Below are 15,216 nucleotides of genomic sequence, written 5' to 3' on the forward strand. Positions count from 1 at the left end.
CCACCTGATTCTACGCCGTCTCGCCGATCAGCTGCGCGACCCGGCGCAACGCCAGCCCATACCCTTGCGTGCCCAGCCCCGCGATCACGCCATCGGCACGCAGCGAGACGTAGGAGTGATGGCGGAAGGCCTCGCGCTTGTGGACGTTCGAGATGTGCACCTCGATCACCGGGGCCTCGAAGGTGTTGAGCGCGTCGAGGATCGCCACCGAGGTATGGGTGAAGGCCGCCGGGTTGATGACGATGCCGCCGGCGGTCTCGCGCGCCTCGTGGATCCAGTCGATGATCTCGTATTCGCGGTTCGACTGGTGGAAGCGGACCTCCAGTCCCAGCTCGCCCGCGAGCGCCCGGCACGACGCCTCGACATCGGCGAGCGTCTCGCTGCCGTAGATGTGCGGCTGGCGCTTGCCGAGCAGGTTCAGGTTCGGGCCGTTCAGCACGTAGACGAGGCGGCTCATGGGGGCTCTCCAGGATGGGGCGCGCCGGGCGCGGATGCATGTCGCGAGGCCCCGTTTAGGCGCCCGTCCGCGTCGGTCCGTCAACCGCCGCGCCGGGGACGAGAGCCGGACGGCATCGCCACGATAGGCGAACGGCATTGGCCCGCTCAGGGGCGCGGGAGCGAGGATCCGGTCATCGAGCGGGACATTCCGCCTCCGCTGTCCGGAAAAGGGTTCCTCCGATGCGCAGCCTCCTCCTCGCCGGCGCCGTACTCGCGACCGTCTCGACCAGTCCCGCCGATGCCTGGACCCAGTCGCTCCTGCACCCCGAGAACCGGGACGCCGTCGCGACCGCGATGCCTGTGCCGCCGCGCACCACCGGCACCGGCGGCGGCCCACGGAGGCTGCCGCTCCGCACGACCCGCCCTCTCCGCCAGGCCGAGCCGACGCGCCCCTCGGATCCGCCGGCCTGGCCCTCCTGCCCATGGTGCTGACGGGGCGTCCCTGCCGACCCGTCCCGGCATCCGCGTTCCCGGCCGGCCCTCGCGGTGTTAGCCTCGCGACCGTCCCAGGTGGCGGGGCCCTTCGGTCCAAGGCCGATGCTGCGGAGGGCGGCGATGGAGATGCACCAGGTCCGCTACTTCCTGGCCCTGTGCGAGGAGCACAACTTCACCCGCGCCGCCCAGGCCTGCCACGTGACCCAGCCCTCGCTCACCCGGGCGATCCACTTCCTGGAACAGGAACTGGGCGGGGCGCTGTTCCATCGCGAGCGTACCGGCACGCAGCTCTCCGAACTCGGACGCACCGTGCGGCCCTATCTCGAGGAGGTCTACGCCAAGGCGCAGGCCGCGCAGGCCGAGGCCCGCGCCTTCGGCCGGCAGCGCCGCACCCGCCTGACCCTCGGGGTGATGTGCACGATCCAGCCCGACGCCCTGATCGGGCTGATCGGCGGTCTCCGGAGGCGGCACGCCGACCTGGAGCTCGACATCGTCGATGCCAGCGCCGGCACCCTCGAGGAGCGTCTGCTCGCCGGCAGCCTGGAGGTGGCGCTCTACTGCCTGCCGGGCCGGGATCCCGATCCGCGGCTCCATCCCGTCGCCCTGTTCCGCGAGCCGATGGTGATCGCCGTGGCGGCCGGGCACCCGCTGGCGGCGCGAGACGCGATCCGCCCGGAGGACCTCAGCGGCCAGCATTACGTCCACCGCCTCAGCTGCGAGTTCCGCGGCGTCGCCGGCCCGATCTGGGAGGCGCAGGGCTGCACCGATTGCGAGACGATCTACCGGAGCGAGCGCGACGACTGGATCCTGGCGATGATCGCGGCCGGGCTCGGATTCGGGTTCATGCCGCGCTCCTGCGTCACGCATCCCGGGGTGGTCGCGCGCCCGCTGGTCGACCCGGAATTCTGGCGCGAGGTCAACCTCGTCACCGTCCGCGGCCGGCCGCACGCCCCGGCGGTCGGCGCGCTGCTGCGCGAAGCGATGCGGGCGGAGTGGTTCGGCGCCCCGGCCCTGGCCGCCGAGCGCGAGCGCGCCCGGACAGCGGCGCCGTGAGGCCTCGAGCATTTTCCGACGAAGTGGATCCCGGTTCGTCGAAGAAAATGCGGCAAACCAAGGACTTAGAGAGCGTCGCGATGGCCACGCGATCGTGACGTGCTCTAGCCCTCCGCCTTGTCGCCCTGCCCCTGCTTGGCGCCGCCCGCCGGATCGGTGGCGTCCTCGCCCCCGGCCTCCGGCGCGTCGCGCCCCTGCGGGGTGAGCCGCGGCCGGCTGATCGCGTCCTCGTCGACGCCGGGCGGCTGGGTCTTGGTCGGGTTCGGGTCAGCCATGGAGTACTCCTGGGTAGTTCTTCCCGGGAGCAACGTCTGGCGGGCGATGGGGTTCGCACCACGATCGACCCGCGTCCCTCGCGGCGGGATCGCGGTTCTCGACGTCATCCTGGGGCCGCGCAGCGGAACCCGGGATGTCGTCGATGGCCTCATACCCTCGCGCTTTGGCATCGACACGTCGATGCCAAAGCGTCCGGCGCATCAGCGCCGACGCCCGTTCGGGCTTGCCTTGCGCCTTCGAACGGATCCGTTCGAAGGCGCGGCGGTATCAGACGCGTCCCTTCGACGAATCCCGGGCCCTCACCGCTTGCGATAATACTGGTCGATGCTCACCGCCCCGAGCAGCACCAGCCCCTTGATGACCTGCTGGTAATCGATGCCGATGCCGAGGATCGACATGCCGTTGTTCATGACCCCCATGATCAGCGCGCCGACCACCGCGCCCGTCACCTTGCCGACGCCGCCGGAGGCCGAGGCTCCGCCGATGAAGCAGGCGGCGATCACGTCGAGCTCGAAGCCGAGGCCGGCCTTCGGGGTCGCGGTGTTGAGGCGGGCGGCGAAGATCAGGCCGGCGAGCGCCGCCAGCACCCCCATGTTGACGAAGGTGAGGAAGGTCAGGCGCTCGGTGTTGATCCCTGAGAGCTTCGCCGCCTTCTCGTTGCCGCCGAGCGCGTAGACGCGACGGCCGATCACCGTGCGGCTCGTCACGAAGCGGTAGAGCAGGATCAGCGCGAACATCACGATCAGCACGTTCGGCAGGCCGCGATAGGTGGCGAGCCAGGTGCTGAAGGCGACGATCACCGCGGCGACCAGCGCGTTCTTGAGCGCGAAGGTGGCCATCGGCTCCGGCGTGAAGCCCTGGCGCTGCTGGCCCAGCCGCCGGCGCAGGTTCGAGCCGACGAGGATCAGCGCCAGGGCGACGCCGACGAGCACCGAGGTGATCCGCAGCGAGCCGCCGGTGACGATGTCCGGGATGAAGCCGGAGCTGAGCTTCTGGAAATCGGGCGGGAACGGCCCGACCGACTGGCCGGCGAGCAGCGCCAGGGTCAGGCCCTTGAACACCAGCATCCCGGCGAGCGTCACGATGAAGGACGGGATGCGCAGGTACGCCACCCACCAGCCCTGCGCCGCGCCGATGAGCCCGCCGGCGACGAGGCACAGCAAGGTGGCGAAGAGCGGGTGCAGGCCCATCTGCACCATCAGCACCGCGGCGAGCGCGCCGATGAAGCCGGCGGTCGAGCCGACCGACAGGTCGATGTGGCCCGCCACGATGACCAGCAGCATCCCGAGCGCCATCACCACGATGTAGCTGTTCTGCAGCACCAGGTTGGTGAGGTTGAGCGGGCGGAGCAGCGCCCCGTCGGTGAAGAACTGGAAGAAGATCACGATGCCGACGAGGCACAGGATCATGCCGTAATCGCGCAGCGAGCCGGTAAAGGCTTTCGGGTTGAAACCGGCGAAGGCCGCCGGGCGCGGGGCGGTGGCGGGAGTGGCGGTGTCGCTCATGGGTGTCTCTAGCCTCCCGAGGTGACGATGGCCCGCATGATCGCCTCCTGCGAGGCCTCATCGGCGGAGAGTTCGCCGACGATGCGGCCGCGGTTCATGACCAGGATGCGGTCGCACATCCCGAGCAGTTCCGGCATCTCGGACGAGATGATCAGCACGCCCTTCCCCTGCCGGGCGAGGTCGTTGATGATCGCGTAGATCTCGTACTTGGCGCCGACATCGATTCCGCGGGTCGGCTCGTCGAGGATCAGCACGTCCGGATCGGCGAAGAGCCACTTGCTCAGCACGACCTTCTGCTGGTTGCCGCCCGACAGGTTGACCGTGACCTGGTCGATGCCCGACGAGCGGATGCGCAGGCGCTCGCGGTAGCGCTCGGCCACCGCCCGTTCGCGGTCCTCGTCGATGACGCCCTTCGCGGCGACGCCCGGGAGGTTGGCCAGCGACACGTTGGTGCGGATGTCCTCGTGCAGGACGAGGCCGTAGCCCTTGCGGTCCTCGGTGGCGTAGGCGAGGCCGGCGCGGATCGCCTTCTCGACGCTGCCGAGATCGGTGGGCTGGCCCCGCAGGCGCGCCTCGCCGGCGACGCGCTGGCCGTAGGCGCCGCCGAACAGGCTCATGGCGAACTCGGTCCGCCCGGCGCCGAGCAGGCCCGCCATGCCGACGACCTCGCCGCGACGGACCGTCAGGCTCACGTCCTCGACCGCCAGCCGGCCGGGATGGAGCGGGTGGCGCACGCTCCAGCCCGTCACCTCCAGCAGCGGCTCGCCGATCGCGACGCCCTCCCGCGGCGGATAGCGGTGGGCGAGGTCGCGCCCGACCATGCCCTTGATGATCCGGTCCTCGTCGAGCCGGCCGTCCGGCCCCAGCATCGCCGCGCGCGGCAGGGTCTCGACGCTGGCGCCGTCGCGCAGGATCGTGACGCTGTCGGCGACCCGGGCGATCTCGTTGAGCTTGTGCGAGATCAGGATCGAGGTGATGCCCTGCTCGCGAAACGCCTCGAGCAGGGTGAGGAGCGCGGCGCTGTCGCCCTCGTTGAGCGAGGCGGTCGGCTCGTCGAGGATGAGGAGCCGCACCCGCTTCGACAAAGCCTTGGCGATCTCGACGAGCTGCTGCTTGCCGACGCCGAGATCGGTGACCAGGGTCTCGGGCGCCTCGTCGAGGCCGACGCGGGCGAGGAGGTCGCGGGTGCGCGCCATGACCACCGGCCAGTCGATCACCCCGAAGCGCGACGCCGCCTCGTTGCCCAGAAAGATGTTCTCGGCGATCGACAACAGCGGCACCAGGGCGAGTTCCTGGTGGATGATGATGATGCCGAGCGCCTCGCTGTCGGGAATCCCGGAGAAGCGCCGCTCCTCGCCGTCGAACAGGATGCTGCCGTCGTAGGAGCCGGCGGGGTAGACCCCGCTCAGCACCTTCATCAGGGTCGACTTCCCGGCCCCGTTCTCGCCGCAGACGGCGTGGATCTCGCCGGCACGGACGGCGAGGGTGACGTTGTCGAGCGCCTTCACGCCCGGGAACGCCTTGGTGATGCCGCGCATCTCCAGGATCGGGGACGCGGCCGGCGTCACCGCCAAGGCCGGGGACGCCGCCATCACTTGACCTGCTGGGCCTTGTAGTAGCCGCTCTCGACCAGGGTCTTCTCCCAGTTCGACTTGTCGACCGCCACCGGCTTCAGGAGGTAGGACGGCACCACCTTGACGCCGTTGTTGTAGGTCTTGGTGTCGTTGACCTGGACCTGGCCGCCGGTCGAGATCGCGTCGACCATGTCGCTGGTCACCTTGGCGAGTTCGCGGGTGTCCTTGAACACCGTCATGCTCTGGTCGCCGCGGATGATCGCCTTGACGGAAGGGATTTCGGCGTCCTGGCCGGTGATCACCGGCATCGGCTGGTCGCCGGAGCCGTAGCCGACGCCCTTCAGCGACGAGATGATGCCGATCGAGATGCCGTCATAGGGCGACAAGACCGCGTCGAGGCGCTTGTTGCCGTAGAAGGCCGAGAGAAGGTTGTCCATCCGGGCCTGGGCCGCCGCGCCATCCCAGCGCAGGGTCGAGACCTTGTCCATCCCGAGCTGCTTGCTCGGCACGGTCAGCTTGCCGGAATCGATGTACGGCTTCAGCACCGACATCGCGCCGTCGTAAAAGAAGTAGGCGTTGTTGTCGTCCGGCGAGCCGCCGAACAGCTCGACGGTGAACGGCCCCTTGCCGTCCTTCAGCCCGAGCTTGTCGACGATGTAGCTGCCTTGCAGCACGCCGACCTGGAAGTTGTCGAAGGTGGCGTAGTAATCGACGTTCTTCGAGCCGCGGATCAGGCGGTCATAGGCGATGACCTTGATGCCGCGGTCGCTCGCCTGCTGCAGCACGTCCGACAGGGTGGTCCCGTCGATCGCCGCGATCACCAGCACCTTGGCGCCGGTGGTGATCATGTTCTCGATCTGCGACAGCTGGTTGGGGATCTCGTCCTCGGCGTATTGCAGGTCGGGGGTGTAGCCCTTGGCCTTCAGCGCCTGGACGAGGCCCTGGCCGTCGGCGATCCAGCGCGCCGACGACTTGGTCGGCATCGAGACGCCGATCTTGCCCTTCTGCTGGGCAGACGCGGGAGTTGCGAGCATCGCGGCAGCCATCAGGGCTCCGCCGACGAGGGCGACGAACGACTTCATGATTCCTCCCAAATCCCCGCATCTTCGTCGTGCGGGGCTGCCGGTGAGTAATGTCCGACAGGATTGCGTCCTGCCATTCTGCCGGATTTGATGTTTCTGTGGTGTGGCTGCCGGGCTGACGCAGCCTAGACTTTCAGACCGGGAGCCGCAGGGGCCGTCCGGGACAAGATGACGGCTCGGGCTTTACCCCTCCCCCCTCTGCGGGGGAGGGGAAACCCGCGCCATGTTCAGCTGCGGATCTCTTTACGAGGGCCGGCATGCCGCCCCCCTCACACCCAGCCGCCATCCACCACGTAATGCTGGTTGGTGCAGGCCCCGGCCTCCTCCGAGGCGAGGAACACCGCGAAGCGGGCGACGTCCGCCGGCACCAGCTTGCGCTTGAGGCACTGGCGGGCATTGATCTCGGCGTCGGATTCCGGCGTGACCCAGAGGGCGAGCTGGCGCTCGGTCATGATCCAGCCCGGCGCCAGCGCGTTGACCCGGATGTTGTAGGGGCCGAAGTCGCGCGCGAGCGAGCGGGTGAGCCCGATCACCCCCGACTTGCAGGCGGTGTAGGCCGCCATGCCGCCCTGGCCGATCATCCACGACACCGAGCCGAAATTCACGATCGCGCCGCCGCCCGTCGCCTTCATGTCGGGCAGGACGGCTTGCGCGGCGAAGAACTGGTGCTTGAGGTTCACGGCGATGCGGCCGTCCCAGTAGGCCTCGGTCACCTCCTCGGTGGCGTGGCGCTCGTCATGGGCGGCGTTGTTCATCAGCACGTCGACCGGGCCGAAACGGTCGCGGATGCGGCCGATCGCGGCCTTGAGCGCCGGAATGTCGGTGACGTCGGCGTGCTCGAAGGCGACCGCGAGGCCCTGCCCCTCCAGCTCGGCGGCCAGGGCCCGCGACGGCGCGTCCGCGATGTCCAGGAAGCCGACCCGGGATTTCTGTCGGGCGAAGTGCCGGACCAGCTCCGCCCCGATGCCGGAACCGCCGCCCGTCACCACCACGACCTTGCCCGCAAGGTCCGGATAGATTGCCGCCACCGCTTCCTCCCTGAAGCCCGTCGGTCCGCTCGACGCACTGAAAATCATTTAATATGACTATTCCAGTGGCCCGGCCGTTATCGCGGAATCCTGACCCGCGGGCAAGAGGCGAAACGCGGTGGGAGGATGCAACCTTGGATGAGATCGGCGCCGGAATCGTGCCACCGACGGGTCCGGGCCAGGGAGATCTGGGCAGAGGGGATCGAGGCCAAGGGGATCGGGTCCGGGGGGGTCCTGGCCATGCCCGGGTGGCGCGGGCGCTCGGCACCGGCATCGTCGGCGGGTGCTTTCCCGAGGGCGCCGTGCTGCCGGGCGAGGCGGTGCTGCTCGCCCGCTTCGGCGTGTCGCGCACGGTGCTCCGCGAGGCGGTCAAGACGCTGTCGGGCAAGGGGATGCTGGAGGCCCGCACCCGGGTCGGCACCCGGGTGCGCGAGCGCGCGGCCTGGAACCTGTTCGACCGCGACGTGCTGGCTTGGTCCCTCGACGCGGGCATCGACCGGCGCTTCCTGCGCGACCTCGCCGAGATCCGCCTGGCGATCGAGCCGGCGGCGGCGGCGCTCGCGGCCGAGCGCCGGACCGACGACGACATTGCGCGCCTCGACTCCTGCGTCGCCGCGATGCGGGACGCCGCCGGCCTCGACCCGGCCTTCGCGAGCGCCGACCTCGCCTTCCACCTCGCCCTGGCGGATGCCTCCGGCAACGTCTTCATGCATTCCGTCGGCGCCGTGACCGAGGCCGCCCTCGACGTGGTGTTCCGCATGAGCCGGCCGACCGACCCCGAGGCGCACGAGACCTCCTGGCGCGCCCACGCGGCGATCGCCGCGGCGATCCGCGCCGGCGATCCGGCGGCGGCGGCCCGGACGACCGAGGTGGTGGTTCGCGATGGGCTCCGGAACGGCGCTGCGGCGGTGGAGGCGGCGAGCCCGCGCCCTACCCTTGTCCCGGTTCCCCGAGGAGCCCGACCATGAGCGACAGAGCCCCCGTCCCCGTCGGCACGATGCCGGACGGCAGCCCGATCCTCGAGGCGCGGCTGGAGGGCGACGGCCTCTCGGTCGCGATCCTGAGTGTCGGGGCGGTGATCCGCCGGCTCGACTTTCACGGCCACCCGATGGTGCTCGGCCGCGACGACCCGCACGACTACGTGGACAAGACCCCGCAATGCGGCGCCATCGTCGGGCGCTTCGCCAATCGCATCGCCGGCGGACGCTTCGCCCTCGACGGCACCGCTTACGCGCTGGCCCGCAACGAGGGCGGCCGCAACCACCTGCATGGCGGCGCGACGGGCTTCTCGCGGCGCAACTGGACCTTCACCGAGGTGGACGCGCGCAGCCTGACCCTGGCCTATCGGTCCGCGGACGGCGAGGAGGGCTATCCGGGGGCGCTCGACGTCACCTGCACCTACGCCATCACCGGCCCCGGCACCCTGCGCGCCACCCTTGTCGCCACGACCGACCGGCCGACGATCGTCAACCTGACGAACCACACCTACTTCAACCTGCTGTTGCCCCCGGAGGGCTTCCCGGCGCCGGTGGTCGACGACCACGTCATCGAGATCCCGGCCGAGGCGTATCTCCCGGTCGATGACGGCCAGATCCCGACCGGCGCCATCGCCCCGGTCGCCGGCACGCGCTTCGACCTGCGCCGCCCGACGCGCATCGGCACCCAGGCCTTCGACCACGCCTTCGTGCTCGGGCGCGAGACCGTGGCCGAGCCGCGCCCGGTCGGGCGGATCACCGCGGCGGGCAGCGACGTGGCGCTGACGGTCCTGGCGACGGCCCCGGCGGTGCAGTTCTACGACGGCACCAACCTGCCCAAGGCGGGCCTGGGCTACGACGCCCGCACCGCGCTCTGCCTCGAGCCCGAGGCCTTCCCGGATGCGCCGAACCATCCGGGCTTCCCGAGCGCGACCTTGCGCCCGGGCGAGACCTACCGCCAGATCATCGCGTATCGTTTCACCAAGGAGGACGCCCGATGAGCGGCTGGGCCGGCATCTTCTGCGACCGCGCCTGCATCCTCGGCGAGGGACCGGCGGCGCATCCCGGCCTCGGCCGGCTCTACTGGCTCGACATCCTCGGCAAGCACCTGTGCGAGCGGCCGTTCTCGGGCGGCAGCACCACCCTGCACGACCTGCCGGTGATGGCCTCGATGGTGGCGCGGGTCGACGACGCCACCCTGCTGCTCGGGGCCGAGGACGGGCTGTACCTGCGCGACATCGCGAGCGGCCGGATGCGGCTCCTCACGGCCCTGGAGGCCGACCGGCCCGAGACACGCTCCAACGATGGACGGGTTCATCCGAGCGGGGCGCTGTGGCTCGGCACGATGGGCAAGCACGCCGAGCACGGGCTCGGCGCGATCCACTGGTTCTTCCGCGGCGAGGTGCGGACGCTGTTCACCGGCCTCACCATCCCGAACGCCATCGCGTTCACCGCCGACGGCGGGAGCGCGGTCTTCGCCGATTCGGACGTGGGCACGATCTGGCGCGTCGCCACCGATCCCGCCACCGGCCTGCCCACCGGCGACCGGCAGGTCTTCGTGACGATCCCCGCCTCCGAGGGCGCGCCGGACGGGGCGGTGATCGATGCCGACGGCCTGGTCTGGAACGCCCGCTGGGGCGGCGCCAGCCTCGACGCCTACGCCCCCGACGGCACGCGGGTGCGCAGCATCGCGATGCCGGCGCGCCAGGTGACCTGCCCGGCCTTCATCGGGCCGGACGCCGACACCCTGGTGGTCACCTCGGCGACGGAGGGCCTCGACCCGGACCGGAGCGACGACCGCTTCGCCGGGCGGACCTTCACGGTGCCGGTGAAGGTGAAGGGGCGGTTCGAGCCGGCGGTCAGGGTGGAGTAGCAGGCCGATGGCCCGCCGCGTTCTGGTCACCGGCACCCGCATCGCTGGCATTACCGCCGAGTGTCGGGCGTTCCGCTCCGTCGCGCAGAGGCACCGGCCCCCGCCCGGTACGCGCCCGCCGCGGCGACCCGGATGACGATCGCGACCAGGAAGATCGCCTGATCGGATCCCGCCTGCCGCAGCAGCCCGAACGCGGCCGGCGCGAAGGCGTAGGCCCCTTGGGAGATGGCGACGATGAGCGCCACGACCCGCGGCGCTTCGGCCGGCGTGAACTCGACCTGCGCGATGAGCGGCGGCAGCGACGTGGCGTTGCCGATGCCGAGGCCGACGAGAACCGCGCCCAGCAGCAGCAGGGAGGCGGTCGCATCCGCCAGGATGAGGACCCCGCACCCGACCGCCTGGACCAGAAGGCTCAGCACCGCCATGCGGCGACGATCCGTACCGGGCGGCATCATCCATCCGACCACGAGGCGTCCGACGATCGATGGCCGCCGGTCGGCCATGCAACGTGGAAGCCTGCTTGACTCGTTGCGCCGGCGACTTGGAAGCAGCGACTTGGCACCGACGCCGGCAACTTTCCAAGTCCTCGTGTGTCTAGGTCATCCCGGGGGATCGCCGCAGACGAGAACCGGGGGACCTACGATCGCTGACGATCGAGGACGACGCGAACGCGCCTCCTGCGTGCTGGTCCGGCTCTATCCGACGAGCAGACTGACGGCGTGGACGCGCATCAAGGTCGCTGTGACGAAGACACATGCCAGCGCCAGAGCAACCATCATCGCGACAGCGAAACCGGGCTCCGATTGAGGCGAGCGACGCAGCATGTAACCAGGGGCGACCCAGTTGGCAATGGTTGCCAGCACCAGCATGCCCGGGAACGAGAACAAATACTGGATCGTTCCCTCGCCCTTGTTAGGTCTATCTCCCGGATTGATCAAGTGATATAAATCGTCAACATATCGCGCCCTCTGATAACCCCAGAACGCACTCGCCAGCGAGATTGCAGCCATAAGCGTCAGCAAGCAAGTATAATATCGATGATAAAGACGTCGCCGATCCTCATCGTCGGAGTCTTGCTGCATGGATCGTCCTGAGGTTCGCGTCTCCTATATCACCAGATCGTTCGACCCCTGTCACCCGTCGTGGAACACCGTGTAGGCTTCCACGGGCTCCCGCTCCGCCCGCAAAGCATTCACCGGCTCGTCCGGATCCGCGAATCCCAGCGCCATCCCGCACACGATCGTCTCGCTCTCCGGGATGCCGAGTTCGCCCCGCACCACCCCCGGATAGCTGGCGATCGCCGCCTGAGGGCAGGTGTCGAGGCCGCGGCCGCGGGCGGCGAGCATCAGGGTCTGCAGGAACATCCCGTAATCGAGCCAGCTGCCCTGCTCCAAGTCGCGGTCGATGGTGAAGACGAGGCCGACCGGGGCGCCGAAGAACGTGAAGTTACGGCCCATCTGGCGCTTCGCGCCGTCGCGGTCGCCCTTCTCGATCCCGGCGAGGCCGTAGAGCTGCCAGCCGAGCGCCCGGCGGCGGCCGAGATACGGGTCGCGCCAATGGACCGGATAATACTCGTAGTCCCGCGCCTCGGGCGTATCGCTCTCGTGGGCAGCCGTGAGGGCGTCGGTGAGGCGCGCGAGCGCCGCACCGGTGACAACATGAACCTTCCAGGGCTGGATGTTGCTGCCGCTCGGCGCCCGGCCGGCCAGCGCGATCAGGTCGCGGACCGTCGCGATCGGCACCGGATCGGGCCGGAAGCCCCGGACGCTGCGCCGGCTGGTGATCGCGGCGTCGACGGCGTTGCACTCGGTCATGCGGACCTCCCTGGCCGCCCTGAGTGCCATGCCGCACGCCCTGCTTCCAGCCGCGGCGCCGATCGGGCATGGTGCCGGACCCGTCTGAGAAACCCGGCACACCCGTGAACAACGATCCCCGCTCGCACGGCCTCTGGGAGAGAACCGCTCCGCCCGCCCCCGAGACCGCCCCCTTGCGCGGCGACGCGATAGCCGACGTGGCGGTGGTCGGGGCCGGCTATACCGGCCTTTCGGCGGCCCTCCACCTCGCGGAAACGGGCGCCCGGGTCGTGGTGCTGGAGGGCGAGGCGGTGGGGTTCGGCGGGTCGGGGCGCAATGTCGGCCTCGTCAATGCCGGCCTGTGGGTGAAGCCCGACCTCGTGCCGGCGGCCTTGGGGCCCGAGCGCGGCGAGCGGCTGCTGGCCCTCCTCGGCGATGCGCCGCGACGCGTCTTCGATCTCGTCGCCACCCACGGCATCGCCTGCGAGGCGGAAGGCGCGGGCACGCTGCATTGCGCGGTCGGGCCTAAGGGCCTGGCCGATCTCGAGGACCGGGCGCGGCAATGGCAGGCCCGCGGGGCGCCGGTGCGCCTCCTCGATGCCGCGGAGGCCGCCCGGCTCACCGGCACGCCGGCTTACGCGGGCGCGCTCCTCGACGAGCGCGCCGGTACGATCCAGCCCCTGGCCTATGCCCGCGGCCTCGCCCGGGCGGCGCTCGCGGCAGGCGCCGCGATCCATACCGGCAGCCCTGTCCTCGGCGTCGCGGACGAGGGCGGGCGCTGGCGCCTCGCGACGCCGGGCGGGTGCGTGAGCGCCGAGTGGGTCGTCGTCGCCACCAACGCCTATACGCGGGCGCCCTGGCCGGAGATCCGGGCCGAGATCGCCCGCCTGCCGTATTTCAACATCGCAACCGCGCCGCTCTCCGACAATCTGCGCGGCACGGTCCTGCCCGGGCGCCAGGGCGCCTGGGACACCAAGGCGGTGCTGACCTCGTTCCGCCTCGACGCCGCCGGCCGGCTGGTGATCGGCAGCGTCGGCGCCTTGCGCGGCACGGGCGGGCCGGTGCACCGGGCCTGGGCACGACGCACCCTGCGCCAGCTGTTTCCGCAGGCCGGCGACGTGCCGTTCGAGGCCGAGTGGTACGGACAGATCGGCATGACGACGGATGCCCTGCCGCGCTTCCATCGGCTGGCGCGCCGGGTGGTGGCGTTCAGCGGCTACAACGGCCGCGGCATCGCCCCCGGCACCGCCTTCGGGCGGGTGCTCGCCGACCTCGTCGCCGGCACGATCACCGAGGACGCGCTGCCGCTCCCGGTGACGGCCCCGGTGCCGATCGGCTTCCAAGCCGTGCGGGAACTCGCCTACGAGGTCGGGGCGCAGGCGGTGCATCTCGGCGAGGCGCGGCTTCCGGGGCGGAGGGCGGAGGGGCGAGGCGACCTCATCTCCCGATCGGGGCGAAACGGCACACGCCCGGAGTAACATCACGCAAACCCTGACAGCCCTTCCTTCTGGCCCGCCACGTGCAAAGCGCGGCCTCGGGAAGGCGCCCGAGAAGGAGTTTTTCGTGATGCTGTCGCGCAGATCGCTGGCAGGCCTTGTTGGGGCTGGCACCCTGGTGGCGGGAGCCGCCTCCGTCGTCTCCTCCCCGGTCCTCTCCTCACAGGCCCTGGCGCAAGACGCCACCGAGAGCGCCTTCGACCGGATCCGGCGCACCAAGAAGCTGCGCACCGCGGCGGTGGCCGGCGGCGCGCCGTACTACCAGAAGGACTTGGCCACCGGGCAGTGGCGCGGCTTCTACGTCGACATGGCGAAGGCGCTGGCCGCCGAGCTCGAGGCGGAGCTGGAACTGTCCGAGACCACCTGGGGTAATGCGGTGCTCGACCTCCAGGCCAACAAGATCGACATGTTCTTCGGCCTGAACCCGACCCCGAAGCGGGCTTTGGTGGTCGATTTCTCGGTCCCGGTCTTCAGCAACGCCTTCACGGTGATCGCCAAGAAGGGCTTCGCCCCCAAGACCTGGGCCGAGCTGAACAGCCCGGACGTCAAGCTCGCGGTCGATGTCGGCTCCTCGCACGATGCCGTCGTGACGCGACTGTGCCCGAAGGCCCAGATCATGCGCTTCAAGTCCGCCGACGAGGCGACGCTGGCGCTCTCGACCGGTCGCGTCGACGCGCAATGCCTGATCCTGATGCTGGCGATGACCGTGCTGAAGAAGAACCCGGCGCTCGGACAATTGGTGGTGCCGAACCCGGTCTTCGCCACCACCTCGAATGCTGGCTTCCGGCGCGAGCGCGACAAGACGCTGCGCGATTTCGTCAATACCTGGATCGACTACAACAAGGGGCTGGGCTTCATCCGCCAGACCATCGTGTCGAACATGGAGCTGGTCGGCGTCACCGAGGCCGACATGCCGGCCGGCATCTCGCTGTGAGTCGGTGAGGCCGCGGAGCGACCTGAGATGTATACGTGGGATTTCGGTTCGCTCTGGACCTACCGCTGGCTGTTCGTCCAGGGGCTCGGCGTCACCGTGGCCTTCACGGTCGCGATCGTGGTGATCGGGCTCTTGGTCGGCCTCGCGGCCGCCCTCGCCAAGCTGTCCGGCTTCGCGCCCCTGCGCTGGCTCAGCGACGCCTATATCGAGGTCTTCCGCTGCACCCCGCTGCTGGTGCAGCTGGTGTGGTTCTACTACGCCCTGCCGATCCTCGCCGGGATCGAGATCTCGGCGGTCGGCGCCTCTGTGCTGGCCTTGTCGCTCTATGGCGGCTCGTTCTACGCCGAGATCATCCGCGGCGGCATCGTGTCGATCGACCGCGGCCAGGGCGAGGCGGCGGCGGCCCTCGGGATGACACCGGCCCAGAGCCTGCGCCGGATCATCCTGCCCCAGGCTCTCAAGCGCATGGTGCCGCCGCTGATGAACCAGTCGATCATCCAGTTCAAGAACACCTCGCTGGTCTCGGTGCTGGCGGTGCCGGACCTGCTCTACCAGGGCCAAGTGGCAGCCCACGACAGCTACCGGCCGCTGGAGATCTACACGCTCGTGGCGGTTCTGTACTTCGCGGCTTTGTACCCGCTCACCTGGATCGTGCGCCGGGGCGAGAAGCGCCTCGCCACCAGCGATTGAGGCTT

16 protein-coding genes and 1 pseudogene are annotated in these 15,216 nt (G+C 70.1%); 8 read left to right on the forward strand and 9 right to left on the reverse strand.

Annotation, left to right across the window (positions count from 1 at the left end):
- Nucleotides 1–10 precede the first annotated feature (10 nt).
- Nucleotides 11–457 (reverse strand): type II 3-dehydroquinate dehydratase, encoded by a 447-nt coding sequence (gene aroQ, locus FF100_RS18860; RefSeq protein WP_139037216.1) that lies wholly within the window; start codon nt 455–457, stop codon nt 11–13.
- Between the two features lie 221 nt (nt 458–678).
- Here aroQ and FF100_RS18865 point away from each other — a divergent pair, with 221 nt between their 5' ends.
- Complete coding sequence (locus FF100_RS18865; RefSeq protein ID WP_139037217.1) at nt 679–930, forward strand: hypothetical protein; 252 nt, start codon at nt 679–681, stop codon at nt 928–930.
- Between the two features lie 123 nt (nt 931–1,053).
- Nucleotides 1,054–1,986: a LysR family transcriptional regulator gene (locus FF100_RS18870; RefSeq protein WP_139037218.1), complete on the forward strand. Its 933-nt coding sequence runs from the start codon at nt 1,054–1,056 to the stop codon at nt 1,984–1,986.
- 104 nt (nt 1,987–2,090) lie between these two features.
- Here FF100_RS18870 and FF100_RS37175 read toward each other — a convergent pair whose 3' ends face one another.
- The 5 genes from FF100_RS37175 to FF100_RS18890 form a co-directional block, all read right to left on the reverse strand.
- Entirely contained in the window at nt 2,091–2,261 is a 171-nt protein-coding gene (locus tag FF100_RS37175; protein WP_171070248.1) for a hypothetical protein, read from the reverse strand.
- A 300-nt stretch (nt 2,262–2,561) separates the two neighbouring features.
- Entirely contained in the window at nt 2,562–3,767 is a 1,206-nt protein-coding gene (mmsB, locus tag FF100_RS18875) for a multiple monosaccharide ABC transporter permease (protein WP_139037219.1), read from the reverse strand.
- 8 nt (nt 3,768–3,775) lie between these two features.
- Entirely contained in the window at nt 3,776–5,359 is a 1,584-nt protein-coding gene (mmsA, locus tag FF100_RS18880) for a multiple monosaccharide ABC transporter ATP-binding protein (protein ID WP_139037220.1), read from the reverse strand.
- The gene (chvE, locus tag FF100_RS18885; protein WP_139037221.1) at nt 5,359–6,423 is read right to left on the reverse strand and encodes a multiple monosaccharide ABC transporter substrate-binding protein; all 1,065 of its coding nucleotides are present in this window, start codon (nt 6,421–6,423) and stop codon (nt 5,359–5,361) included. The genes mmsA and chvE overlap by 1 nt, the downstream gene beginning before the upstream one ends.
- A gap of 269 nt (nt 6,424–6,692) precedes the next feature.
- A complete protein-coding gene (locus FF100_RS18890) occupies nt 6,693–7,451 on the reverse strand; it encodes an SDR family NAD(P)-dependent oxidoreductase (RefSeq protein WP_139037222.1) in 759 nt (252 codons plus the stop codon).
- 248 nt (nt 7,452–7,699) lie between these two features.
- Here FF100_RS18890 and FF100_RS18895 point away from each other — a divergent pair, with 248 nt between their 5' ends.
- The 3 genes from FF100_RS18895 to FF100_RS18905 are packed head-to-tail and all read left to right on the forward strand — an operon-like array spanning nt 7,700 to nt 10,298.
- Nucleotides 7,700–8,419 (forward strand): FadR/GntR family transcriptional regulator, encoded by a 720-nt coding sequence (locus FF100_RS18895; protein ID WP_246102164.1) that lies wholly within the window; start codon nt 7,700–7,702, stop codon nt 8,417–8,419.
- Nucleotides 8,416–9,426, forward strand: coding sequence for an aldose epimerase family protein (locus FF100_RS18900; protein ID WP_139037224.1), 1,011 nt, complete (start codon nt 8,416–8,418; stop codon nt 9,424–9,426). The genes FF100_RS18895 and FF100_RS18900 overlap by 4 nt, the downstream gene beginning before the upstream one ends.
- Nucleotides 9,423–10,298, forward strand: coding sequence for an SMP-30/gluconolactonase/LRE family protein (locus FF100_RS18905; protein WP_139037225.1), 876 nt, complete (start codon nt 9,423–9,425; stop codon nt 10,296–10,298). Before FF100_RS18900 ends, FF100_RS18905 begins: the two co-directional genes overlap by 4 nt.
- A gap of 50 nt (nt 10,299–10,348) precedes the next feature.
- On the opposite strand, the gene FF100_RS18910 is transcribed toward FF100_RS18905, so the two are convergent.
- The 3 genes from FF100_RS18910 to FF100_RS18920 form a co-directional block, all read right to left on the reverse strand.
- Nucleotides 10,349–10,723, reverse strand: a complete 375-nt coding sequence (locus tag FF100_RS18910) for a hypothetical protein (RefSeq protein WP_139037226.1) — start codon at nt 10,721–10,723, stop codon at nt 10,349–10,351.
- A gap of 270 nt (nt 10,724–10,993) precedes the next feature.
- On the reverse strand, nt 10,994–11,380 hold the full coding sequence (locus tag FF100_RS18915) for a hypothetical protein (RefSeq protein WP_139037227.1): 387 nt from the start codon (nt 11,378–11,380) through the stop codon (nt 10,994–10,996).
- 51 nt (nt 11,381–11,431) lie between these two features.
- On the reverse strand, nt 11,432–12,112 hold the full coding sequence (locus FF100_RS18920; protein ID WP_139037228.1) for a nitroreductase: 681 nt from the start codon (nt 12,110–12,112) through the stop codon (nt 11,432–11,434).
- A gap of 104 nt (nt 12,113–12,216) precedes the next feature.
- Between FF100_RS18920 and FF100_RS18925 the strand changes: the two are divergent.
- The 3 genes and pseudogenes from FF100_RS18925 to FF100_RS18935 all read left to right on the forward strand — a co-directional run.
- Nucleotides 12,217–13,488, forward strand: a pseudogene (locus FF100_RS18925) (NAD(P)/FAD-dependent oxidoreductase); the annotation flags it as partial.
- 169 nt (nt 13,489–13,657) lie between these two features.
- Nucleotides 13,658–14,521, forward strand: a complete 864-nt coding sequence (locus tag FF100_RS18930) for a transporter substrate-binding domain-containing protein (protein WP_139037230.1) — start codon at nt 13,658–13,660, stop codon at nt 14,519–14,521.
- 27 nt (nt 14,522–14,548) lie between these two features.
- Complete coding sequence (locus FF100_RS18935) at nt 14,549–15,211, forward strand: amino acid ABC transporter permease (protein ID WP_139037231.1); 663 nt, start codon at nt 14,549–14,551, stop codon at nt 15,209–15,211.
- The last annotated feature ends 5 nt before the right edge of the window (nt 15,212–15,216 follow it).

This window comes from Methylobacterium terricola (genome assembly GCF_006151805.1).
GTDB lineage: Bacteria > Pseudomonadota > Alphaproteobacteria > Rhizobiales > Beijerinckiaceae > Methylobacterium > Methylobacterium terricola.